The 25,588-nt window shown below is 35.0% G+C and carries 23 protein-coding genes; 3 read left to right on the plus strand and 20 right to left on the minus strand.

Annotated features, from left to right (window positions below; all coding sequences use genetic code 11):
* Window positions 1-34 precede the first annotated feature (34 nt).
* Entirely contained in the window at window positions 35-883 is an 849-nt protein-coding gene (locus LDM90_RS06180; protein WP_223896816.1) for an aldo/keto reductase, read from the minus strand.
* A 289-nt stretch (window positions 884-1,172) separates the two neighbouring features.
* On the opposite strand from LDM90_RS06180, the gene LDM90_RS06185 reads away from it, so the two are divergent.
* Window positions 1,173-1,913: a CPBP family intramembrane glutamic endopeptidase gene (locus tag LDM90_RS06185; RefSeq protein WP_223896815.1), complete on the plus strand. Its 741-nt coding sequence runs from the start codon at window positions 1,173-1,175 to the stop codon at window positions 1,911-1,913.
* An 8-nt stretch (window positions 1,914-1,921) separates the two neighbouring features.
* On the opposite strand, the gene LDM90_RS06190 is transcribed toward LDM90_RS06185, so the two are convergent.
* Together LDM90_RS06190 and LDM90_RS06195 are read right to left on the minus strand one after the other, a co-directional pair.
* A complete protein-coding gene (locus LDM90_RS06190) occupies window positions 1,922-2,560 on the minus strand; it encodes an HAD family hydrolase (protein ID WP_223896814.1) in 639 nt (212 codons plus the stop codon).
* 2 nt (window positions 2,561-2,562) lie between these two features.
* Complete coding sequence (locus LDM90_RS06195) at window positions 2,563-3,336, minus strand: DeoR/GlpR family DNA-binding transcription regulator (RefSeq protein WP_223896813.1); 774 nt, start codon at window positions 3,334-3,336, stop codon at window positions 2,563-2,565.
* A 343-nt stretch (window positions 3,337-3,679) separates the two neighbouring features.
* On the opposite strand from LDM90_RS06195, the gene LDM90_RS06200 reads away from it, so the two are divergent.
* Window positions 3,680-4,264, plus strand: a complete 585-nt coding sequence (locus tag LDM90_RS06200) for a TetR/AcrR family transcriptional regulator (protein ID WP_198213263.1) — start codon at window positions 3,680-3,682, stop codon at window positions 4,262-4,264.
* A 66-nt stretch (window positions 4,265-4,330) separates the two neighbouring features.
* On the opposite strand, the gene LDM90_RS06205 is transcribed toward LDM90_RS06200, so the two are convergent.
* The 15 genes from LDM90_RS06205 to LDM90_RS06275 all read right to left on the minus strand — a co-directional run bounded on the left by LDM90_RS06205 (window position 4,331) and on the right by LDM90_RS06275 (window position 19,081).
* A complete protein-coding gene (locus LDM90_RS06205) occupies window positions 4,331-5,089 on the minus strand; it encodes a GntR family transcriptional regulator (protein ID WP_223896812.1) in 759 nt (252 codons plus the stop codon).
* A 140-nt stretch (window positions 5,090-5,229) separates the two neighbouring features.
* Complete coding sequence (locus LDM90_RS06210) at window positions 5,230-7,476, minus strand: ATP-binding cassette domain-containing protein (RefSeq protein WP_223896811.1); 2,247 nt, start codon at window positions 7,474-7,476, stop codon at window positions 5,230-5,232.
* Complete coding sequence (locus LDM90_RS06215; RefSeq protein ID WP_223896810.1) at window positions 7,469-7,900, minus strand: MarR family winged helix-turn-helix transcriptional regulator; 432 nt, start codon at window positions 7,898-7,900, stop codon at window positions 7,469-7,471. Before LDM90_RS06215 ends, LDM90_RS06210 begins: the two co-directional genes overlap by 8 nt.
* Window positions 7,901-8,039: 139 nt before the next feature.
* Window positions 8,040-8,573, minus strand: coding sequence for a ClbS/DfsB family four-helix bundle protein (locus tag LDM90_RS06220; RefSeq protein ID WP_223896809.1), 534 nt, complete (start codon window positions 8,571-8,573; stop codon window positions 8,040-8,042).
* Window positions 8,574-8,635: 62 nt separating this feature from the next.
* Window positions 8,636-9,538, minus strand: coding sequence for an ABC transporter ATP-binding protein (locus LDM90_RS06225; protein WP_034977195.1), 903 nt, complete (start codon window positions 9,536-9,538; stop codon window positions 8,636-8,638).
* Window positions 9,539-9,541: 3 nt separating this feature from the next.
* Window positions 9,542-10,609, minus strand: a complete 1,068-nt coding sequence (locus tag LDM90_RS06230; protein ID WP_223896903.1) for an ABC transporter ATP-binding protein — start codon at window positions 10,607-10,609, stop codon at window positions 9,542-9,544.
* 5 nt (window positions 10,610-10,614) lie between these two features.
* The gene (locus LDM90_RS06235) at window positions 10,615-11,523 is read right to left on the minus strand and encodes an ABC transporter permease (RefSeq protein ID WP_034977189.1); all 909 of its coding nucleotides are present in this window, start codon (window positions 11,521-11,523) and stop codon (window positions 10,615-10,617) included.
* 2 nt (window positions 11,524-11,525) lie between these two features.
* The gene (locus LDM90_RS06240; protein ID WP_223898738.1) at window positions 11,526-12,458 is read right to left on the minus strand and encodes an ABC transporter permease; all 933 of its coding nucleotides are present in this window, start codon (window positions 12,456-12,458) and stop codon (window positions 11,526-11,528) included.
* A 77-nt stretch (window positions 12,459-12,535) separates the two neighbouring features.
* Complete coding sequence (locus LDM90_RS06245) at window positions 12,536-14,155, minus strand: peptide ABC transporter substrate-binding protein (RefSeq protein ID WP_223896808.1); 1,620 nt, start codon at window positions 14,153-14,155, stop codon at window positions 12,536-12,538.
* Between the two features lie 15 nt (window positions 14,156-14,170).
* Window positions 14,171-14,986: a PfkB family carbohydrate kinase gene (locus LDM90_RS06250; protein WP_223896807.1), complete on the minus strand. Its 816-nt coding sequence runs from the start codon at window positions 14,984-14,986 to the stop codon at window positions 14,171-14,173.
* A 14-nt stretch (window positions 14,987-15,000) separates the two neighbouring features.
* Window positions 15,001-15,978 (minus strand): SIS domain-containing protein, encoded by a 978-nt coding sequence (locus LDM90_RS06255; RefSeq protein WP_223896806.1) that lies wholly within the window; start codon window positions 15,976-15,978, stop codon window positions 15,001-15,003.
* 234 nt (window positions 15,979-16,212) lie between these two features.
* Window positions 16,213-16,866, minus strand: a complete 654-nt coding sequence (locus tag LDM90_RS06260) for an amino acid ABC transporter permease (RefSeq protein WP_034977176.1) — start codon at window positions 16,864-16,866, stop codon at window positions 16,213-16,215.
* Between the two features lie 15 nt (window positions 16,867-16,881).
* A complete protein-coding gene (locus tag LDM90_RS06265; protein WP_034977173.1) occupies window positions 16,882-17,520 on the minus strand; it encodes an amino acid ABC transporter permease in 639 nt (212 codons plus the stop codon).
* Window positions 17,517-18,332: a glutamate ABC transporter substrate-binding protein gene (locus LDM90_RS06270; RefSeq protein ID WP_223896805.1), complete on the minus strand. Its 816-nt coding sequence runs from the start codon at window positions 18,330-18,332 to the stop codon at window positions 17,517-17,519. The genes LDM90_RS06265 and LDM90_RS06270 overlap by 4 nt, the downstream gene beginning before the upstream one ends.
* Window positions 18,333-18,343: 11 nt before the next feature.
* A complete protein-coding gene (locus LDM90_RS06275) occupies window positions 18,344-19,081 on the minus strand; it encodes an amino acid ABC transporter ATP-binding protein (RefSeq protein WP_034977167.1) in 738 nt (245 codons plus the stop codon).
* Window positions 19,082-19,413: 332 nt separating this feature from the next.
* Between LDM90_RS06275 and msrC the strand changes: the two genes are divergently transcribed.
* The gene (gene msrC / locus LDM90_RS06280; RefSeq protein ID WP_223896804.1) at window positions 19,414-19,863 is read left to right on the plus strand and encodes a free L-methionine (R)-S-oxide reductase MsrC; all 450 of its coding nucleotides are present in this window, start codon (window positions 19,414-19,416) and stop codon (window positions 19,861-19,863) included.
* Window positions 19,864-19,984: 121 nt separating this feature from the next.
* Here the strand turns inward: msrC and LDM90_RS06285 are convergent, their stop codons facing one another.
* Window positions 19,985-22,654 (minus strand): calcium-translocating P-type ATPase, PMCA-type, encoded by a 2,670-nt coding sequence (locus LDM90_RS06285; RefSeq protein ID WP_223896803.1) that lies wholly within the window; start codon window positions 22,652-22,654, stop codon window positions 19,985-19,987.
* A 250-nt stretch (window positions 22,655-22,904) separates the two neighbouring features.
* Window positions 22,905-25,307, minus strand: a complete 2,403-nt coding sequence (locus tag LDM90_RS06290; protein ID WP_223896802.1) for a phosphoketolase family protein — start codon at window positions 25,305-25,307, stop codon at window positions 22,905-22,907.
* Between the last annotated feature and the right edge of the window lie 281 nt (window positions 25,308-25,588).

Genomic DNA, 25,588 nt, shown 5'->3' on the forward strand with positions numbered 1-25,588 from the left:
GACATATTGGGGCTTAATACAAAAGCATTGTTTTTTAAAATATTGCCAGAGGCTCTTTATGATCTGGTTTCGGATAAGCCTGTTCCAAAACTTGTAAATCTTCCTTTGTTAGCTCAATATCTAACGCCCTAAGATTAGATAATAAGTGCTTTGAACTACTACTTTTTGGTATCGCTAAAACATCTGGCTGTTGCATTACCCAAGCAAGTAAAATTTGATAAGGACTTGCCTTGTGTTTTTCAGCTACTTGTATGACCGCCTCATTTTTCATCATTGTGCTACCCATTTTAGGTCCTCGACCCAGTGGACTATAGGCAATCAATGGAATATGAAGTTCTCTTTGCCAAGGCAAAAGACTGAATTCAATTCCCCTAGTCTCCAAATTATACAAATCCTCATTAACAACGCAGTTCTGACCATTTGGCACCTGCCAGAGTTCTTGCATATCATCGATATCGAAGTTTGATACGCCCCAAGACCGAATTAGTCCTTCATCTTGCAAAGACTGCAATTCCGAAACGGTCTCCGCCAAAGGAACCATTCCGCGCCAATGATATAGATACAAATCTAAATAATCAGTTTGCAGCCTCTTAAGACTAGCTGCCAAACTTTGTCGCATTTTATGTGCAGAAGCATTTTGGGGCAATACTTTAGATATTAAAAAAATTTGTGATCTTTGATAAGGCTTTATTGCCTCACCAACTAGTTCTTCCGAATGACCATTGCCATACATCTCAGCCGTGTCAATCACTGTTAAGCCAGCATCAAGTCCTGAACGAATAGCTGTTATTTCTTCTTCTCTGACTTCTGGGTCATCCCCCATTTCCCAAGTACCAATACCTAAAGCTGGCAGAACCTGATTATTGATAGTAACATTTTTCATAAGCAACCTCCTTATGATTCTATCTAAACTATTGTGCATATATGTATAATTATATAAGCGAAAATAAACAAAATTTTAATAGCATCCACTTATGGATTTTCCAATCTTGATATAATTAATTGTAACACATGTTCTACTAGTCTATATTTGGGGAAATTCGCCTTTAAGTTAAGGTATCAAAATCTCATTAAATAGTTACACAAAAATATCATGTTTTATTTTTCACAAGCTTGGGGATTGTATTTTTATGATTGGCAATATAAAATCAAAAATAAAAAGGTGAATTTCAATGACAAATAATTTAACAAATTCATTTCATTTATCTGGCAAAAAATGGTTATTAATATTATTATCGAACATAATCGCATACTGCTGTTTGATAATGCCTGGTATACAAGTTCCAGACTATTTAGTTTTTGATGAGAATCATCCCTCTTTAATAGCTGCTTGTTTTCAGCTATTAATTGTAACCATTTTTTTAGTAATTCAAATAATCGGTGTACAAATTGCTACTGGTAAAAGATGGCATCATTTATTTCATGTACCACATGCTAAAGAATGGCTTTGGATTCTTGTTTTCTTTATCTTTGCCTATTTCATATCTGTGTTATCAGGAACAATTTCTCAAAAATTATTTGGTTCTGTTTCTGGCAATGCAGCTGCGGGATTGACTATGAAGACACCACATGTTTGGCCAATTTTTCTCTATCAACGTATAAGCAGCGCTATCCAAATATTGGGCGAAGAATTTTTAGCAATCATGCCTTTATTAGCTGTCACCCAGTTAGCTGATTCTTGTCATATGCCTCACCCTTTATTATGGGGTAATATTGTTTCGGCTTTAATATTTGCACTACTGCACTTATCAACTTATGACTACAATCTGGGTTATGTCATATTAGGATTGGCATTTACACGTCTAGTTTTAAATTGGGCTTTCATCAAAACCCATAATATTTGGGTCAGCTTTTTAGTCCACTTCTTGTTTGATACAGTAGCTTTTCTAATTTTATTGTTAGCGACAAAGTAGAAAATTATTTAATTTCCTAAATATTTAAACAAATCGGTTGGTTTATATAGAATCATTTGTGCTTGATTGAACAGTTTTTCTTGAGCTTTTGAGCCCCATTTTGCCCAAGCAAAATTTACGTCGCTATTTATAGCGGTTTCCAAATCATAAGGTGAATCACCAACATACACGGTTGAACTGCTAGGTTTATTTAATTTTTTTAAAGCAAAATTAATTGGATCAGCATCAGGTTTATGCTTTTTAGTATCAGACGCATTTATAATACAGTCAAAATAAGTGTTTAAATCAAATCTATTGAATTCACTGTCCATCTCATATTGATTTTTAGAAGTGACAACTCCAGTAGTATAACCAAGTTTTTTTAAGTCAGCTAATAAATTTTTGATGCCGGGGAAAACTTTTTCTTTATATTTCAAGGTAGCAACATTTTTAGCCCAGTCATTTAATAAAATTACTTTTTCTGCATCATTGGTCACGAATTTGGTTATTGCCTTTTCCCCAGTAATTCCTAAAATAAAATACAATTCAGAATCATCTTTTATGGTAATATTTTTAAGCTTTTTTAAAGTGATTTTTAAAGAGTCAATCATTACACTAGCAGTATCTATCAAAGTGCTGTCTACATCAAATAAAATCGTATCAATCATTATTATCCCTTTGCTTTTAATATTTTTACTTGGTTCATGGTTAGAGCTTTTTCCAGTTTTTTAGGTAAAGTAACTGTTGTTATAAGTACATCAATGTCTTTTAAGTTAAAAACATGAAAATTATGAGTAGCATTAATTTTTTTATGGTCTAACAATAAAACTAGTTGATCTGTTCTTTTCTTAATCTGTCTTTTATATTCTATGTCTTCATCATAAGAGTAAAAAACGCCTTGTTGAGTAATACCGTCCGCACTTAGAAATGCCTTACTAAAATGGTAGTCAGTTAAATCAGAAAGTGCTTTAGTTCCAATCACACACCTTTTTTCTCTATCCAAATTACCACCCAAAAGTCTAACTTCACTGTCAGTTTGCCTTAGTAATTTATCCGCAATATCAATGGAGTTAGTAATTGTATACAGTGAATCGAATTGTTTTAAATACTGAGGTAAAAAACTAACTGTTGTTGATACATCTAAATACAAAAACTCTCTAGATTGGACCAGATGACTGGCCATTTTAGCTATACATTGCTTCTCGGTTTTTTCTTTATCCATTCTATCCAAGAAAACGCTTAATTTATTATAAGAGCTGGGTAAACTAAGACCTCCATAATTACGAACAGCCATATTATTATTAACCAATTTTATAATATCGCGTCTAGCAGTATCACGAGAACTACCTGTTAAATCAATAATCTCTTGCAGTGTTAATGAATTTTTTTCTTGCAAATTTAATAAAATAATATCTAGCCTCTGTTTTTGATTGATGATAAACACCTACATTCTGATAAGTCATTTTAATGTTATATTTGATATTAACTTATTCTGCCTTACAAGTAAATGATTTTGAGACCTATTACTACAATTTTTAAACTAATATTCAACAATTTACTCAGTTAGAAGCTTGAATGACCACTTTACGGGCAGCCCAATATTTCTCACATGTCTACTATGGAATACAAAATGCTTTAACCTATAGCGATAAATTTTTAACACAATACCAAATTTGATTATGCGCATTAATTTTAAGTGCCTTGTTACTTAATGTGATAATTGTTACAATTAGACACAAACAGCCATTATTGAAATTTAAAGAATTGAGTTAAGGTGGGTGGCCAAAATGAGCGGTAATGTTGAACAGAGAATATTAACAGCTTTCTCACAATTATTAATTCACAATGGTTATCAAAGAACCACTACTAAAAAAATTGCTCAAGTCGCTCAAGTTAATGAAAGCACCTTGTTCAGACATTTTAAAGACAAACGTGGTATTTTGCAGCAACTGATATCCAAGTATCATGATGATATTCAAATGATTAATAAAAATTATCAGTTAGTTGGCGATTTAGATAAGGATATTATGAATTTTTCCATTATATACCAAAATTTTATAAAGCAACATCTAGCTTTGTTTTTAACTGGTATTCGCGAATCTCAAAATTTGCCAGAACTGCAAACAGTGATTAAAAATCTTCTCGATTTAATCAGAAAAATTTTAGCTGAAAAGTTTGAACAAATGCAAAAAACAGGAGAAATTGCTCAAGATATTGATAAAAATGTTGAAATTGATAATTTAGTCCTACTCAATTTAGGTCAAGCTATTATGCAGCATTCCTTTCCTAATTGTGTTTTTCAAACTCAGCCACATGCTTTTGTACAAAATAATATTCGTGCCTACTCTCAACATTTAAAGCCTAAAAAATAATAAAACGACCAGGTGAATTCAATTCACCTGATCGTTTTTAAATATTGGAAAGTTTTTTAAATACAATTACTTTTTGTGGTTAAGATAAATATTGCTGTCATTTTTGGAGTCGATAGTATAAACCATTTTATCTCCTCTTACCACATAATGAGAAAATTCTAGCGGTTGATCAAACTGATTATAAACAGTCTTGTTTACATCAAAAAGTGGTACTACATTAGTTAATGCCAGTAATCTAGCTTGTTCACTACTGGGTAAGATAGTGCTGATTTCGCGATATGAACTTGCTAAAGTTTCATGGTACTTATCTGCTAGGTATTGGTATAGTGAGATATCTTCCTGAATATTTGTAAGCAAATCTGGAAAGCGTTCAGCTGATAGCCAGGCTTCATCAATTGCCATAGGCTCATTTCCTGTTTGAGAAATTCTTTTAATATAAACTAAATCTGCTGGCTCAGACAGTTGCAAAATCCTAGCAATTTGAGAATTTTGTAATATTTCTCTTTTTAAAATAATCTTTTTATTTGTTTTAGAGCGAGACTCAGAAAATTCTGAGAAGCCTTCAATTTGTTCCAGTCTTCCCCTCAGCTTTTTGACATTGACATAGGAGCCTTTTCCTTGGATAGTAACTACTAGTCCTTCATCAGTCAATAATTTCAGAGCTTTACGCACTGTTATTCTGCTAACCTGATATTTTTGACACAAATATTGTTCACTCGGTAATTTTTCATCAGTTTTCAAAATGTTTTGCTGAATCTTTTGTTTGATATCTAAGTAGATTTTTTTGTAAAGTGGTACGCCAGCTATTGTTTTGACAGAATTCATTATCACACTTCCTTAACTATTCAATATTACTAAATTAAAATAAAAATAACAAACTCAAAGATTAGTATAACAGTCATTTAAAATTATAACTGTATGAAAAGTTTGGGAGATTAAACTAACTAAAAAACTCTAAAAATATTTTAAAGCCTGAAATATTGCTTTAGAGCCTTAGCTGTCAAAGTTTTTCCTTTATCAATTAATTGTTCTGGACGACCAGAAAACATAATTTTCCCACCTTTATTACCAGCATAAGGTCCTATATCAATAATCCAATCTGCTTGTTCAATTAAGCGTAAATTATGTTCAATAACAATAATTGTTAATTGATAAGTTGAAATTAAGCTTTTTAACAGATCAATTAAATCTTGAATATTATATTCATGCAGACCACTTGTTGGTTCGTCTAAAACTAAAATTTTACTGGACTGTTTTAAAAGAAACTTGGCTAATTTAAGCCGTTGCAATTCGCCACCAGAAAAAGTGTCTAAGGACTGATTTAACTTTATATAACTTAATCCTACTTGTTTTAATGCTATCATTGCAGGATTAAGGATAGGATATTTAACAGCAAATTCGGCAGGACTCAAAGCCATCGCTTCTGCAATATTCAAGCAATTGACTTTTAAATTTAAAACCTTTTCTGAATAACGTTGTCCCTGACAAGCTTCGCAAACCGTAACAGACTCTCCAATATATGCTAAGTCAAGCTTAAGCATCCCCTTGCCTTTACATATCGGGCAAGCTCCCTGACTATTAAATGAAAATAAACCTATTGTTTGATTAGTGGCATCAGCAAAATACTGTCGCAATTTATCAAAAACATTTAAATACGTTAACACATTTGACCTGTTATTCCCACGAATTTCACGTTGACTTAAAACCGCTGTTTGCGGATACTGTTTTTTTATTATTTTTACTAAACTACTTTTGCCCGATCCGGCAACTCCTGTAATTGCTGTTAAAGATTGTTGAGGAATTTTAATGCTTATATCATGCAGATTATTTAGGGATACATTACTTATATGATAAAAACTGTTAAATAATTTGGTTTCACTTTTAAGAATACCAAAATTACGCAAGCTTTTTCCTGTTAAAGTATTACTTTGAACTAAGTTTTTAAAATCACCTGTAAATGTAATATATCCACCTTTTTCACCAGCTAACTCCCCTAAATTAATAATTTTGTCAGCTATTGCCATCACTTCAGGGTCATGATCAACAATAATTATTGAATTTCCTTTATCCCGTAATTGCCTAAAAATATTGTTAATTTTTTGAAGGTCATATGAGTGCAAACCTACGCTGGGCTCATCAAAGATATAAAGCAAGTCGGTCAAATCACTATTTAAATAGTTTGCTAATTTAACTCTTTGAGCTTCTCCACCTGATAAAGAGGCAGTGGTCCTGTTTAAACTCAAGTACCCTAAACCTGCATTAATTAAATTAGTTATCTGAGCTTCTATTTCTTTTTGAATAAGTTTAGTTTTTTCATCATCAATTCTACTTAGCCAAAGTTTCAATTCAATTAAACTCATCATACTGCAATCAGCAATATTATTATTATTAATTTTAGCAGAAAGTGCTTTTGCATTTAGCCTTTGCCCATGACAAGCTGGACAGACCTTCACTTTAACAATCCTCTTTAAATCATTTTGGTATTGAGAATCATTTTTGCTTAAAAAAGTTTGAGTTATCCTGGGGATAAGACCAATATACTTCGCACTTTTATGCCATTTTCTCGTTGGGTTTGGTGGTACTTGCTTCTCACCATTCAATAACAGAGTAATTTTTGATTCAGACCATTTTTTTAGTGGTAAATCATTATCAAAAAAGCCTGACTCAGTATAACGAGTTAATCGCCAACCACCTGGTTGAAAGGTAGGAAAATCTATCGCTCCTTCATTAAGTGATTTGCTCATATTCAACAAATCCTCTGGAATAATTTCTCTAACTTCTCCTAATCCTTGGCATCTGGGACACATGCCCACTGGATTATTAAAAGAGTAGTTCATTGAATAACCAATAAACGGCTTTGCCAAACGTGAAAACAACAATCTCAATGCTGAATAAATATCAGAATAAGTACCAAGAGTTGAACGCTTGTTGTTTCCGATACCTTTTTGATCAACTACTACAGTAAATGGCAAATTTTTAATTTTATCAACTTCAGGTTCTTTAAAATGAGGTAAAAGTTGTTGAACATAGGCGCTGTATGTCTTATTCACCTGCCTTTGAGCTGCTGCTGCAATAGTCGACAATGCCAGTGAGGATTTGCCAGCGCCAGATAAGCCGGTAATAACGGTAATTTTATTTTTGGGAATTTCAACCGAAATATTTTTTAAATTATTTGTATGTGCACCTTCAATAATTATTGGTTTACTACTCATTTCCAATCCGGTCTTTCCTTAAAACAGCAATTAGTTTATTTGCTAATAAAACAAATTGTTCTTGTTCTTTCTTGGACCAAATTTTTTGAGCCTGATTATATAGTTCGCCATGCTTTTCAGCAATATCATCCATAAAAGCAAGTCCTTTTGCAGTAATTTCTGTTATCAGTTCTCTATGATCTTGTATGTCTGGGGTTTGCTTGATATAGCCTAATTTTCTTAATTTGGTAAAATTTTTGGATAATTTCGCCTGCTTAATTCCAAGTTGCCGGCTTAAAACGGTTGGTTTGCAAGCATGATCCTGCAAAACGCTCAAAATATCATATTGCAACCAGTTAATTTGTCCTGGATTTACCAAATTTCTTTCAGCAACCAACTCACACTGTAAGTCCATTAATGTCTGGTATAACTTATTATTTTTCATTATAATTTCCTTTTATTAATATTTTCTATTTAGAAATTATATCTATAGAGAAATAAATTGTCAAACTTCTAATTTACCTAATAAGTAAATTAATCAATACAAAAACCGCAGCTTTTACGCTAACGGTTTTAATAAGCCCTTATTTCAAGGATCTTTGATATTTTCGTAACTTTTTTAAAGCCCATTCATAATGACTGCAAGTATTTGCAATGAAGTAAGTACCTAATGCATTATTACCAGTCCAAGGAAAAACATTTTTTTGAAAGAGTTGCTCTTCCGTATAGGTATCAAGCAAAGCCATGGTTTGCTTATGACTAGTCGCTAGCATTTTTTCTGCTTCTGCAAGTGGCGTAGATTGGTGCTTTTGCCAAAATTCTTGATTCATTTCACCATAATTACGCCAATTATACCCTTCAGGCAAAAATTCTTTGTCTTCACCGGATTGATTGCTTTTAACCCACTCTAGCAACAATTTTTGCCATTCATATAAGTGAATCAAAACATCACGTACATTATTATCTCTCTTCCAATGGGCTTCTTTTAATTTACTCGTATCAAAATTGAAACTGCCAGTGCGAGCATCCTCTGGCAACTTAGCGATTAAATCAACTATCTTCTGGTATGACGAATTACTTGCATCAACTAATTCTTGCTTGGTTTTAGGACGTGGCATCTATTTTTCCTTTTCTTGATAATATTAAAAATTTATTTATCAATATTTTATCATAAGGAGTTTTACTTAGTCCACGACCCATCGTCTATTGCATAGTGACCATTGCCTAAATCTGCCATTTCTTTATTTTCATATTGTTGTCTAAATGCATGATAATTTGATAACTTTTTATTTTGTTCTGCTATTGGATTAGTAGTGGGGATAGCAGTTAACAAACTTTTTGTATAAGGATGCACAGGATCGTCAAAAATTGCTTCTGTTGGCCCAATCTCGACAATATGTCCCAAATGAATTACTCCTATATGACTTGAAATATGTTTGACCATTGCCAAGTCATGGGCAATAAAGAGCATGGCACTGCCACTTTCTCTTTGTATTCTTTGAAGAAGATTAACAACTTGAGCTTGTACTGAAACATCTAGAGCAGAAATAGCTTCATCTGCAATAATAAGTCTGGGATGCATGATAACTACTCTGGCAATACCAACTCTTTGTCTTTGTCCACCTGAAAGTTCTTGCGGGTAGCGGTTAACAAATGATGAGTCAAGGCCCACTACTTTTAACATTTCAATAACTTTTTGCAGTTTTTCATCCTTAGATAATTTAGGATAATGAATATCAAGACCCAGCTTGACTATGTCACCAACTTTTTTACGAGGATTTAGTGAAGACATAGGATCTTGAAAAATCATCTGCATGTCTTTACGCAACTTAGCAGTCTGCTTTTTACTTAGTTGACCTGCTATTTGTTCACCTTCAAAAATTACTTCACCTGCAGTAGGCCAATAAAGACGAATAATAGAGCGTCCAATAGTGGTCTTTCCACTTCCTGACTCACCTACCAGACCAAAAGTTTCACCATTAGCAATATTAAAGGAAACATCATCTACCGCTTTAACTACTTTTTTATTTGCAACTGGAAAATATTGCTTTAAATGATGAACTTCAAGGATATTTTTAGTCATTGCTTATGATGCCCCCTTCATTTTTAAAATTCTCTTTTGCAAAACTGCTGGAATTGGTACTTTGGGAGCTCTTTTATCTAAGAGCCAAGTTGCAGCATAATGGTGGTCATTAATTTTAAACATTGGCGGTTGTTTTTTAAAATCAATGTTTAAGGCATACTTATTTCTGGGAGCAAAAGCATCTCCAACAATCGGTTGTGTTAAGTCTGGAATCGTTCCGGCAATAGTCGGTAATTCGTCAACCTTCTCATTGATATCAGGTACTGATTCAAGCAGACCCCAAGTATATGGGTGACGAGGTTCAAAAAAGATATCTTGGCTCGTTCCAGTCTCAACTATTTTTCCAGCATACATGACGTTCACATATGTTGCAATATTGGCAACCACCCCTAAATTATGGGTGATAAAAATAACAGATAATTTCCTGCTCTTTTGTATATCTTTAATCAGGTTCAAAATTTTAGCCTGAATAGTAACATCCAAACCCGTAGTTGGTTCATCACAGATCAGTAAACTGGGATTCCCGGCCAACGCAATGGCGATAACAATTCTCTGTCTCATTCCCCCAGAAAGTTGATGTGGATATTGGTTCTGAACAACCTTCATGTTTTGAATGCCAACGGTTTCAATTAAATTAAGCACCCGTTCGTTGATTTGATCCTTGTTCATCTCAGGATGAGAAGCCTTTACTGCCTCAGCGATTTGCTTATTAATTTTCATGGTTGGATCGAGAGAAGTCATTGGGTCTTGAAAAACCATTGCTATTTCTTTGCCCTTAATATGATTTTGCATAATCTTAGGACTAATTTTTAATAAATTAACTGTTTGTGGACCATTTTCAGTCTGGTAAGTGAAATTGATCTCACCGGATTTAATTATTTGATTGGCTTCTTTTTCGCCCATGATTGGCTTTACACTAGCTGACTTGCCACAACCGGATTCACCAACTAAAGCAACTGTTTCACCCTTTTTTACCTGATAACTTATTCCTCTGACAGCTTGCACTTCTCCGTGATCGGTATGATAGGCTACTTGTAAATTTTTTATTTCTAAAACTGTTTCGGTCATAATTTTACCTAACTTCCTTCAATAGCATCCCGTAAGCCATCCGCAATAATATTAAAACTCAGCATAATTAGTGCTAAAAACAATACGGGGAAAATGACCATGTATGGATAAACGATAGCCTGGGTATAACCATCATTAATCATTGTTCCTAATGAAGCTAATGGTGCCGGAACACCTAAACCGATAAAGGCTAAGAATGCTTCCAAAAAAATTGCGTTCGGAATAGATAACATAAATGTGGTAATTATTTGTCCTAATGTATTAGGCAAAATTTGAGAGAAAATAATTTTAATATCAGATTCTCCCATTGTCTTTGCTGATAAAACATACTCGCTGGTTTTTAGTTCCAACACCTGTGCTCGAACTATTCTACTCATATTAATCCAGCCGACAATCATCATCGCAGTAATTATGCTTACTAGACCTGGCTTCATGACCAGAACAAGCAAAGTCACAATAATGATCATAGGAATAGTACTAAGAATTTCTGTTATTCTTTGCATGAATAAATCAATTTTGCCACCAAAATATCCTGAAATCAGGCCATAACTAGTACCAATAACCAGATCAATTGCCATAGCCACTAGAGCAACCCTTAGTGAAACTGAAGTACCAGCAGCAACTCTTACAAAAATATCTCTGCCTAAGTTATCTGTTCCAAACCAATGACCATTAACTCCAGGAGCTAAATTAGACTGGTTAGGATATGGTGTAGTGGGTGAGTATTGACTAAGGTAAGGCGCCAGAATGGCTATTAAAGCAATAATAATTAAAACAACTGCGCTAATCACCGCACCTTTATTTCTTAAAAAGCGATGCCAAACCAACTGCCCATATGAATAAGATTTACCGGAATAATGGTCAACTGTTTCAGATTTATGGGCAAATTCAAAATCATTATTTTCTATATTAGTCATAATTATTTGCCCTCATCTAATCTAATACGCGGATCTATTAACCCATAAAGAATATCAACTATTAACATAATACTAATAAAAAACACTGCATAAAAGAACGTTATGCCTAAGACTACATTGTAGTCATTAGCTTGTATAGCACTGATATACAATGTTCCCAAGCCTGGAATAGCAAAAGCTTTTTCAATTACCATACTCCCGGCAATTAGGTCAATCATCAGTGGTGCTAATACTGTAATAACTGAAATTAAAGTGTTTCTGATAACATGGTGTCCGATCAACTGGAACTTTTTAATTCCTTTTGAATCCGCTAAACGATAATAATCAGAATTCATAATATCAATCATGTCATTTCTAACATATCGCTCAATACTTGCCATAGTAAAAGTACTCAATGCTATTGTAGGCAGAATACTTGATACAAATGGTTGTGTTGGTTGGTATGTTCCTGGAAAGACCATTAGTTTATAAGAAAATATGATTGACACGATCAATGCTACTACAAAGTTAGGAAGACTTATTCCCAAAACAGAAATGCCAGTCATTAAGTTATCCCAAATTGTACCTTTTTTGATTGCTGCCAAAATTCCCATCAGAAAGCCTAAAACTGAACCTAGTACAGTAGCCTGTAAACCTATCTGGAGTGAAATGGTAAAATGCTGCAAAATCATTGTAGTAACCGGCGTATTAACTTGAACGGTATACGAAACACCGAAGTCACCAGACAACATATTTTTCAAGTAATTAAGAAACTGCAGTGGCACTGGACCGTCTAAACCATATTTATGATAAAGTGCCGCTACTTGAGCATGTGACATTTTTTCATCATTAAATGGAGAACCAGGCATTGCCTTTTCCATAATAAAAAGAATCAAAGTAATCAAAAATAATGTAATCACTGCGATTAATATTCTTTTTAAGACATACTTTTTCAATTTTTTCCCTCCAATCTTCCTAAATAAGCAAACAGAGCTGAGATTGTATCCCAGCCCTATTAATACTTTTAATGAAATTATTTAATTGAAGCATATTTGAAGAAGAACGATACGCCGGCTATATGCATTGGCAGTCCTTTAATATTTGCTCTTTGCAAAACTGGTGCACCAATCTGATAAAGCGGTGGGCAAGAAGCACTGTTAATTAGGATATTATTTGCTTTAAGAAGCAATTTGTATCTCTTAGCTTGATCAGTAGTTTGGTCAGATTGGGCCATTAACTTATCAAATTCTGAATTTTTCCAGCGACCATAATTACTATCATTCTCAGATTGATACATACTTAAAATTGCTGTTGGATCTGCATAATCAGGTCCCCAGCGTGTCAGTGTGACATCATAAGTTGCTTTTGACATCTTATCATTCCTAGTCTTCTTTGCTACTTGTTGCAGTGTTACTTTCATTCCTGGAAGATTTTTCTCCACCTGTGCCTTAACATAAGCTGCTACATTGGCATAAGAAGGATCACTGTCATCATAAAGCAGGGTAAATGAACGCAGGTTAGTTGCTTTTTTGGCCTTATTCCAATACTTTTTAGCTTGAGCTGGTGAGTATTCTGACAAATTAGTGGTTGATTCATCCGCAAAATCTTTGCCATTTGTAGGATTTTTAACCAAATTTTTCATAACCATTGAATGAGAAGGAATTGAACCATCCTTCAGAATATGAGTAGTAATTTCTTTACGGTTAATACTGGAAGATATAGCTTTACGAAGGTCAGCATTATCTAGTCCAGGCTTTTTCAAATTAAACATGAGATATTGAGTAAAGTTACCAACATCATTCTTAAAATTCTTATCTTTCCGATACTTAGAAACAAGCTGACCACTTAAGTGAACATAGTCTGCACTGCCATTTTCGAATGCAATAGCTGCCTTTTCCGGGTCCGTAATAATATCAAGCTTAACATTCTTAATTTTGACATTCTTGGCATCCCAATATTTAGGATTTTTAACTAACTGGATAGTGTTATCACCTAATTTCCAATCCTTGATTTGGTAAGGACCAGAGTAAATTAAATGATTTGAATCTTGTGCAAATTTCTTTCCTACTTTTTCAAAATATTTTTGGTTAACAGGAGCAAAATCACTGAATGCCAGCAATTTGTTCATATAAGGTACAACATGATCAAGTTGAACAACTAAAGTTTTAGGACCTGTGGCCTTAACACCCAATGACTTGACTGGCTTCTTTCCAGCTACAATGTCATTAGCATTTTTAATTCCAGCCGCACCTGGCTGGAAATTAAATGCTGAGGCTATCTTAGGATCTGACAGCCGACGCCAGGCAAAAACAAAATCATTAGCCGTAACTGGATCACCATTTGACCATTTAGCATTTTCACGAATTGTATAGGTCTTGGTTAGTCCATGATTGCTCGTTTTAACTTTAGAAGCCAAAGCTAATTGAGGTTTATCATGGTCATCAATGGTATAAAGCCCTTCTGTAGTGTTAGCAACAACAGTTACAGAGGTGTTTTGATACGCTAATATTGGGTCAAGAGAATCCACCGTAGTATTTTGAACAACAGTAATTTTATCTTGATTTTTTGTACCAGAACTAGAATTTTTCTGGCATCCTGTTATCAACAAGCCTACACATGCAATTGCAGTTGCAAACAATGCACTTTTTTTCATAAATATCACTCTTTTCTAAAAGGATTTCTGATGACCAAAGCCACCAGATAGTTGGCAAGTAGCTGCAGCATTTTTACTAGCTGCTAAAGCAGCTTCTTGCAGATTGTTTTTATTTAAGTAAGAAACTAGAAAACCAGCAATAAAGCTGTCACCTGCGCCCATAGTGTCAACGACTTTTACTTTTTGTGGTTTTTGATAATAGGATTTCTGTGAAGTTAACAAGAATGCAGAATTTGCACCTCTTGTGATGACTATGACTTCCGGTCCCAAAGTTAAATATTTTTTAGCAAATTCTTCCACTTGTTCATCAGACATCTCTGAACCTGAAAAGAAAGCATAATCTACAAACGGTAAAACACGTTTAAAGTAACCTTCATTGCGAGAATCTGAAAAATCAAATGATACTTTGGTAATATGATGTAATTCATCAAGATAATTTTCAATTCCCGAATCAATTCCAATATGAACAACATCAAACTTTTTTATTTCCGCAAAATCTGTTGGGGTAAGCCTTAAGGATAACAAATGCATTACTGAATTTTTAGGACCAGGGGCAAAAGTTCTATCACCTTCATCTGTGAGAATAACTCGAGGCTGTGCTGTGGGGGCATAGACCTTACGACAATTAATAAGTTCTACATTTTCTTCTGTTAAAGATTTTTTAATATGCTGTGCTCGATCGTCATCTCCAAACATTCCTAGATAAGCTGAAACATCAGCTCCAGCTTTTTTGGCATCAACTGCTACATTGACACAATTTCCGCCTGGAAAAAATATCTTTTGCTTGATGTATGTATCAGCTACATTGTCACCAACTGCAATTATTTTCATGATTTACAGCCTTTTTAATAATCCAGATGTCCCATATAACGACGGACATCTAGTGAGTGTCCTCTTTCATAAGCAAATCCTTCGGCTAATTGACGGAAAGCAACTCCTGAAAGAATCTGAGAATAGTATTCTTTAAAGTCGTCATCTACTTCATGCATATCAAAGTCAGCGTCGTCAATCACGTAAACTTTTTGACTATGCTTTTTAGCAAAATCGATTACACGTTGATCCATTTTTCTTGTTACGCCTAATCCTTTGCAAATGATAAAGGGCACATCAAAATCTGTTACTTCGAATGGACCATGGAAATACTCGGCAGAATTGATGTAACCACTATGAATCCATTGCATTTCTTGAAGCCAGCATGCTGAGAATGAATATGTTTCTCCAGTATTAATACCTGATCCTAAAGCATAAATTAATTTTTCGCGTTTTAATTCACTGGTCCATTTCTTTGCAGTTTCTCCAAATTGCTTTCTTACCCTGTCAGCCATAGTTTCTAAACTATCCAAAGCTTTCAGGCCTTTTTCAAATTTGTTATCACCAGTTATGGACTTCAATAAACTAAATATGAAACCATATAAAACTCCATTATTTAAATCAGAAGCATCGGTACCTTTGCCCCAACTGTAGTGCAAAGTGAAATCGGAATTCTTTTCTAAGTCAGAACCTGCTGTATAGGTAATACCTACTGTTAGAGCACCTTTACTTTTGGCAAAATTAACTGCCTCATTTGTTTCCGGTGTACTACCTGAATGTGAACAAGAAACTACTAAACTATGGTTTCCCAAATCATGAGGATTACGTGTTGTAAATTCCCGTGCTGGTAAAATTGTGGCTGGAATATCACATTCGCGGTTGAAAATATATTCAGCTGGTTGCATAAAAGCCATCGATCCTCCACAAGCTACAAAATAGACATGATTAATGCCATCAATCTTTTCTGCAGCGGCAAGAGCATTCTTAATTTCTTGTTGATATTCTTTTTTCATTTTTAACCTCTCAATCATTCTTGTTATATGATGTTATATTATAAGATAATAGCTAATTTTTAATATGTCAAGCATTTTTCTTAAAATTATTTAATAAAAATAATTGACTAGTAAAATCAAATAAAAAAGTTTGTGAAATGGTATGAACCAATGGCCTGTGTATCAGAGCAAACAAAAAAAGCAATTCACAAACTCGTGAATTGCTTTTTAATAATTACTAATCAAATTCTTATTTTAAGACAAATGCCTGCCTATTGCACTGCCGATAATTGACAATGTAAAGCACACAGCAAAATACAAAACAGCTAAAGCAGCAAACATCGGCAAAATGTAGTTTGCATTTTGACCATAAATAACTTGTGCGTGCTGCATCATTTCCGGAACAACTATGATTGTTGCCAAAGATGTGTCCTTAATTAGAGAAACAAACTGACTAATAATTGTTGGAATCATGTTTTTATAAGCTTGAGGCAAAACAACATGCCATAAAGCCTGAACAAACGACATGCCAGTTGATCTTGCACCCTCCATCTGACCGATAGAAACGGATTGAATACCTGAACGCACAATTTCAGCAATCATACAGGATTCGAATACTGTCATGGCAATAATCGCTGCGGGTATGGTTTCCGGCCTTAAACCAAAGTTTGGTAGCCCAAAATAAGTAAAGAAGATAATCAGCAGCAGGGGAATATTACGAATAATATCAATAATGAAACCTACAACAGCTGAAACATACTTAATTTTAGAATATCTAATTATTCCTAAAATCGAGCCAATAATAAAACTTAAAATGACCGAAATTACGGAAATGTAAATAGTTACCCAGAGGCCCATTAACAAAAAGCGTACATTAAGCCATGAAAAGGCGTTAACCCAATTTTGCATTTTCTAGTACCTCCTTTAACCTAATTTCTTTTCCAGGTGTCGCATATAATAACTAATCGGCAATGTAACGATCAAATATAGAACACCTACAACCAAATAACTGTTAATAGTGTCAAAAGTTGCTGAAGCAATTGAATTTGCTTGATACATTAAATCAAATCCTGCCACAAAGGCTAGAACTGAAGAGTTTTTGACCAAGTTAACAAACTGGTTGCCTAAAGGTGGTATTACTATCTTGAATGCTTGAGGCAAAATTATATAACGCATTGCCTGCCAGTAGGTCATACCAGTTGATCTTGCACCTTCCATTTGACCGCCAGAAACAGATTGAATTCCTGAACGAATTGTCTCGGCAATAAAAGCAGAAGTATATAAGGTTAACCCGATTGTACCAGCAGTAAAACCGTTTATTTTGACAACGTAAATCGGAATTACCAGATAGAAAAACATAGTGATTACAAGCAAAGGAATGTTACGCATTATTTCCACATAAGCATGTCCAATTACACGCATTACTTTACTTGGAACAACTTCCATAATTGCAAATATCGTTCCAATTATTAAACTGAAAAATAAAGCAATTACACTAGATAGTATTGTCCAGCCCAAGCCAACAAACAGCTGGCTGCTGAATTTTGAAAAAATATTAATCATCGGCGATACAGCTCCTTATACTTAAATCCTGGAACATCGCCAAACCACTTTTTAATTAAGCGATTATATTCACCATTATGCTGCATCTCAAGAACTGCCTTGTCTACAGCTTCAGTAAATGAGGTTTGTCCCTTATTAACCGCAACACCGTATGGTTCAACAGTAAAAGTGCCGCCACGAACTTCGTAGCCCGGATTTTGAACTGCTAACCCAAACAAAATTCCGTTATCAGTAGTTAATGCATCCCCCTGATGTGATTTTAAAGCGTTCATTGCCTGAGCATAGTCTTGCAACTCAATTACTTTTGCTCTTGGTGCCACCTTTTTAATGTTATCGACTGAGTTTGCGCCTACAACACCGATAACTGTCTTACCATTAAGATCTTTTGTACTCTTGATTGAAGAATCTTTAGGAACTAAAAGTGACTGACCAGCATCAAAGTATGACTTTGAAAAAGAAATAATCTTTTTACGCTCTGGCGTGATTGACATCGTGGCTATAACGGCATCGACATTTCCATTCTTTAAAAGTGGAATTCTGGACTGAGATGTTGTTGTAACAAACTCAGCTTTCCCTTGAGGTCCTAATATATGCTTTGTAATATGCTTTGCCATATCAACATCAAAACCCTTTTGTTGGCCGTCCTTTACATCAATTAAGCCAAAAAGTTTAACATCACCTTTAACGCCCCAAACAATAGTATTTGATTTCTTGGCATTATTTAAAACAGATTGGTCACTAAGACTTTTACCACAACCGGTTAGCATTAAAATACATGCTAATAAAGGAAGTAGCCAAAATTTCTTTTTCATAATTGGCCTCCTTAGTGAGAAATAATTTTACTCAAAAATTGTTGTGCCCGCTCCGTCTTAGGCTGCTTAAAGAAGCTCTCGCTATCATCATCCTCAACAATTCGGCCTTGATCCATAAAGATAACTCTATTTGCTACCTCTTTAGCAAAGCCCATTTCGTGAGTAACAATTAATGAAGTCATACCACTTTCATTGGTAACCTTCTTCATAACTTGTAAAACATCATCAATCATTTCCGGATCAAGAGCAGATGTTGGTTCATCATATAAAATAAGTTTTGGTCTCATTGCCAGCGTTCTGGCAATAGCAACACGCTGTTTTTGACCACCGGAAATTTGTGAAGGCATATTATGTGCCCATTTGCGTAGCCCAACCATATCAAGTAAATCTAATGCCTGTTTTTTATTTTCTTCTTCAGGCATGTGACTTACTATTCTGGGAGCCAGCATAATATTTTCCAATACATCTTTATTCTTATACAAATTAAAATGCTGGAAAACCATCCCAACATCACTACGTAAGATGTTGAGGTTTGTCTTTGGATCTGAAAGATCGTGACCGTTAACTACTAACTTACCTTTCTGGATTGACTCAAGACCATTTACGGTCCGTACTAAAGTACTTTTACCTGAACCAGATGGTCCAATCAGAACCACCGTTTCACCTTCATCAATCTCTAAATTAATGTCGTGCAGTGCATGAAAATGGCCATAAAATTTTTGCACGTCATGGAACTCTATCATCGACATTGTCATCGCCCCTTTCATAATCAATGCATGAAATAATAAGTTGTAGAATCTATTTTACTATAACCGTTAAGAATTTTAAAAGTAATACAGTGTTTTTAATAAAAATTTATAGAAAGATCTGTTTAATTCACATTGGCTTTGAAGTCATTTAGTTGGCGCTATGACAGGAAAGTACAATAATAAAAAGCCTTTTTGTATGTTCATTAATGACAATTTATTGTCAGAAATTGCCATTTATAATTAAAATTATCTGTGAAAAATATACTCTTATTTGCATTTTTTTCTTTCAAAAATAGTTCGACTAGCATACACTCTAACTAAGGAGAAAACTTATGGATAAAGAAAGAAATTATAAATTACTTTTAAAACAAGCCGGCAGTCTTCTGCAAGGCGAAAACGATTTAATTGCCAACATGAGTAACATTAGTGCACTGCTTTTTAATGGGTTACCCAAAGTAAGTTATGCCGGATTTTATCGCTTTCAAGAGCAAGAGCTTATTTTAGGACCCTTTCAAGGACCGGTCGCCTGCATGCATATTCAGTTAGGAAAGGGTGTCTGCGGCGCAGCTGCACAAACCGGTCAAACTCAAATTGTTCCGGATGTTCATAAGTTTAGAGGTCATATTGCCTGCGATGCCAATACCAATTCAGAAATCGTTGTTCCCATTATCCACAATAAAAAACTTGTCGCTGTTCTTGACCTTGACAGCAATGACTTTGACAGATTTGATCAAATTGATGCTCAATATTTATCAAAAATAGCAGAACTACTATTTAATTAAGCGAAAGAAATAATCTTGCATAAAATAAAAGACCAATAAATCATCTTTTAAATGACTTATTGGTCTTTGTAACTTATAAACGACTTTAGATCTCTATCGAAAAAGTGTTCGTTTCACTTTTTTATTTTTTACCGGAGAGACGCTGAAATCCCTTCACAATTTCTACTATTAAAATCATACAAATTCCAGCTCCCAAAACTATTAACCATTGTGTTGAATTTAATTCCGTGACATCAAAGAACTTTGTCATAAATGGTAATTCAACTGCTGCCATGACAATAGCTGAAATCAAGATTGCCCAATTAAACCACTTATTAGCAAATGTCCTCTTAGAAAAAATTGATTGATGAATATACTTAGAATTAAAAGCATGAAATAGTTGAATAAGTCCTAATGTAAGAAAGGCCATTGTCAGAGCATCAGCGTGTTGCAGATTGGCATTACCCCTGTGAGGGCCAAAGTTTAAGCCTAGTTGATAAGTAGTTAAAACAATGACACCTTCGAGTATTCCTTGGTAAACAATTGAGCTGGCAACGCCACCGCTAAAGAAGTTTGATTTCTTACCCCGAGGCGTACGCTTCATAATACCTTTTTCAACTGGTTCAAGTCCCAAGGCAATAGCTGGTAAAGTATCTGTCACCAAGTTAATCCACAGCAATTGTACTGGAGCTAAAATATCCCAACCCAGCATGGTCATCATAAATACTGTTAAAACTTCCCCGACATTACAACTCATGAGGTAAAGAATGGCTTTTTGAATATTGCTAAAGACCTTGCGTCCTTGTTTAACTGCTTCAACAATAGTTGCAAAGTTGTCGTCTGCTAAAACCATATCACTGGCACCTTTTGACACTTCTGTACCAGTGATGCCCATACCAATTCCAATATCAGCTTGCTTTAAACTAGGTGCGTCGTTAACTCCGTCCCCTGTCATAGCCACAATTTTGCCTTGGGCTTGCCAGGCCTTAACGATACGAACTTTGTGTTCTGGAGAAACCCTGGCATAAACATCAAAATCAGCTACATGCTTTTCCAGATATTCATCACTAAATTCATCCAGCTGTGCACCGGTAACTACCCGCTCATCTTGGCCAGGCTTCAAAATGCCCAGTCTTTCTGCAATTGCCTGAGCAGTGACTTGAAAGTCACCTGTAATCATAACTGTTCTAATACCGGCACTGTGAGCTTCTTTAATAGCCTCTTTTGCTTCAGGACGCTCTGGGTCTATCATCCCCACCAAGCCAGCAAAAATCAAGTCCTGCTCAACATTATCAGTTGTAGGATCATCATATAATTGTTCAACTGGTTTATAGGCTAACCCCAAAACTCTCAACGCATTTTTAGCCATATTTTGATTTGAAAGCATAATTTCATCTTTTTGCTTCTCAGTGATCTCACTGACTTTACCATCAAGTTCAATCCGCGTTACTCTTTTAAGCAGTTGATCTGGAGCTCCTTTAACTGCTACAAAATATTGTCCATTGTTCTCATTAATAGTACTCATTAATTTACGACCGGAATCAAACGGAACTTCCTGGAGTCTCTGATGATTTGCAAGCAAATTATGCACATCAATTTTTTGATCAAGCGCATACTGAACCAATGCAGTTTCAGTTGGATCACCCAACAATTGATTATTATCGTCAAGTTTTGAATCATTAGCTAAAACCATTGCCATTAAAGCATGATTATCAGTACTGATTCTATTGGAAGAATTATGAACCTGGTTATCATAATAAACCTGTTCAACTGTCATTTTATTTTGAGTTAATGTACCTGTTTTATCAGAGCAGATAATATCTGTAGCTCCTAAAGTTTCCACTGCTGGCAACTTACGCACAATCGAATTGTGCTTAGCCATTACCTGAGTACCAAGAGCCAAAATAATGGTTACAATTGCAGGCAAACCCTCCGGTATTGCAGCAACAGCAAGTGAAACTGCCACCAAGAACATATCAATTGCTAATTTATCTGTAGGTTCTGTTCCCTTTTTAGTAAAAAAGCCTACAACAAAGACTACAGCACAGATCAGCAGAATCATAATAGTTAGCGTTTTACCAAGCTGATTTAGATTACGCTTTAATGGCGTATCCGTTTCATCAGTGTTGTTAAGCATTGTCGCAATCTTTCCGACTTCAGTATTCATACCTGTTTCAGTGACAATGCCTTCACCGCGACCGTAAGTAACATTAGTATTAGCAAATGCCATATTATCTTGATCTGCTAGTGCTACTTTTTCTTCATTAATAGGTTCACTAGTTTTGTCAACCGGAACCGACTCGCCGGTTAAAGCTGATTCTTCAATTTTGAGACTTTTGGTAAGAGTCAAACGCAAATCTGCCGGTACAACATCACCCGCTTCAAGTAACACAACATCCCCAGGTACTAATTCCGTACTTGGTATTTCTGCAATTTGGCCATCACGACGTACATGGGCGTTAGGAGTAGCCATTTTCTTTAAAGCATTAATTGCCTCCTCAGAACGTGTTTCTTGAAAAACGCCTAATACTGCGTTCAAAATGACCACAATCATGATTATTGCCGCATCTGTCCATTCTTGAGCTACAAAGCCTGAAAGCAACGCTGCAACTATCAAAACAATAATCATAAAATCCTTAAACTGGGCTAAAAAACGTTGCCAAATGCTGATTTTCTTTTTGCTCGTCAAACTATTAGAGCCATATTTTGTACGCAATTCTTCTATTTGGTTTACGCTTAATCCTTGACTTGATGATGTTTCTAACTCTTGAGCTACATCTTCAATCTTTTGATTGTAAAAATTCTGGGGCATTGTTACCTCCTAATAACAAAAAAGAGACTTATATGTACAACACACACAAGTCTCACTATTTAAGATAAGTCCAGAAGTATTTCTTCGGGTGTTGGGCTTATCGCAAGTAATTGCTGTTACTCCCTTATGATGATTCTTATTATAAATAAAATTATTGTTTTTAACAAGAATAAGGCTAATTAAATTAACCGAATAAAAAGCAAAAACATAGCTTCTCTTATTAAGAAACTATGTTTTTAACTAACAATATTTACTTGAAACCTGTCCATTTCCATTCAGTAACTTCAGGCATATCTTTACCATTATCACGAATGTATTGGTGGTGTTTTGCAAGCAATCTGTCCATTTCTGCCACAAAGCCAGCACTCTTTTCAGCGTAACGAGGAACACTTAAAATGGCATCCTTTGCTAAATGGAATCTATCAAGTTCGTTAACCACCCTCATATCAAACGGTGTAGTAATATCTCCTTCTTCTTCATAACAATGAATATGAACATTGCCACGCTTGCGACCAAACCAAATGGATTGCATCATTGCCTTATAGCCATGCCATGCAAAGATTACTGGCACATCGCTTGGGAATAATTCAGCAAATTCTTCATCAGAAATTGCTTCTGGGTTATCCTTAGTATTCATCAATTTCATAACGTCAATTACGTTAATATAACGAATCTTGAGATCAGGGAAATTCTTATGCAAAATGTCAATTGCAGCAAGAGATTCCATTGTCGGTTCCGTTTCAGTTGAAGCAAATACAACATCAGGCTTAGCATTTTGGTCAGTCGATGCCCAATCAATGTATGATAAGCCGTGGTTTGCAATACGAGTTGCTTCATCAATTGAGAACCACTGAGGTCTTTCCTGCTTTGAAGTAACCAAAATGTTGATGCATTCACGATCGCTGAAAGCTTTTTGTGAAATAGCGAGTAATGAATTAGTATCAGCTGGTAAATACTCATGAACTAAATCTGGACGATTCTTTTCATACATGTGAGTCAAGACACCTGGGTCTTGGTGAGTATAACCATTATGATCTTGTTGGAAGACAGTTGAAGTTGCAATGAAGTTTAATGATGGATAATCCTTACGCCAATATTGTTCCTTAGCTTTTCTTAACCATTTCATGTGTTGAGTCAGCATTGAATCTACAACACGACCAAATGACTCATAAGTAGCAAAGAAACCATGACGACCTGATAAAACGTAACCCTCAAGCCAGCCTTCGGCTTGGTGTTCTGATAATTGAGAGTCAATTAAACGACCACTTGGTGCCAAGTTTTCATCATTAGGTGTATGAACGGAGCTTTCCCATTGCCGTTTTTGTTCATCAATAAACTTAAATAAGCGGTTAGACTTAGACTCATCTGGTCCAAAACCCCGGAAAGTATTTGGATTTAGTTCAGCAATTTCGTTCAAATATTTAGCCCATTCCGACATGTCTTCAGCTTCAATAGAACCTGGTTGATCAAATTTTAAGGCATACTTACGGTAATCAGGCAAACTAAGACGCTTAGCTTTCTCCCCACCTGCATTAGTGATTGGGTTCATGGCCATTCTGCTATCGCCAGTAACATTATCAGCCGTGACTATTTCAGTTGGAACGCCATTTTCATCGAATAACTCTTCCGGTTTATAACTCTTAAGCCAATCAACCAGCATATCTTTATGTTCCATGTCATTTTGAGCGACTGGAATTGGAATCTGATGAGCCCTAAATGAGTTTTCAATTGGATTACCATCAAGATCCTTCTTTGGACCTGTCCAACCCTTTGGTACACGGAAAATGATCATTGGCCAATGCGGCAAAGTTTCATCATTATTCTCACGAGCATTCTTTTGAATAGCCTTAATTTCTTCAATCACGTTATCCATCAATTTAGCCATTTCTTCATGAATCTGCATGTGGTCTTTATAGCCATCAAACTCGCCGCCCTTGTATGCAGAAATAATATAAGGATGCCAGCCCATGCCTTCAAAATACTTGGTCAATTCTTCATCTGACATTCTAGAAACAATAGTCGGATTTGAAATCTTGAAACCATTAATTTGCAATATTGGTAAAACTGCCCCATCTTTGATAGGGTTAATAAACTTATCACTAAACCAGCTAGCTGCAAGAGGACCTGTTTCAGCCTCGCCATCACCAATTTCAACAGCCGCAATTACGTCAGGATTATCTAAAATTGCACCTGTGCCATGAGAAAGAGAATAACCTAGTTCTCCACCTTCGTGCATCGAACCGGGGGTTTCAGGTGCAGCATGTGAAGCAGACCCGCCAGGGAAGCTGAAACGTTTAAAGAGCTTAGCCATCCCTTTTTCATCTTGTTGAATTTCAGGATAAAGTTCACTATAAGAACCATCAAGGTATGAATTAGATACCATAACCTGACCACCATGACCTGAACCTTCAATATAGAACATATTTAGGCCATATTTTTTGATAACTCTATTTAAATGAGCATAAATAAAGTTTTGTGGTGAAATAGTACCCCAGTGACCAATTGGTTTAGGCTTAACTTCACTTGCTTTCAAATCATGTTTTAATAATGGATTACTCATTAAGAAAAGCTGACCTACAGATAGATAATTTGCTGCACGCCAGTGAGCATCAACACTTTTGAGAAATTCTTTTGAGTCGTAATCAACTGCCATTTTTATTCTCCCTTTTTAATATTTGCTAAAATTCATTTGATAAACATATTATAGCAAGTTTTTGTCAAAGTTCAACCATTTTGAAAATTGGTTCGTCCCAATTTCTAAAAAATAAGTGTTTAGTTATTGTCGAGTAGATAATTAATACTATTATTATGGTATTTTTTATTTACAGATCAGCATATTTATGTTCAAATACTGATAAATACTTATTTTTTAAATTAAATACTGAAAAAGTGATTAAACAATATTTATTCTAGTGCTAAATTAGGCACAGGAGA

Source organism: Lactobacillus huangpiensis (assembly GCF_019972815.1).
GTDB classification, from domain to species: Bacteria; Bacillota; Bacilli; order Lactobacillales; family Lactobacillaceae; genus Lactobacillus; species Lactobacillus huangpiensis.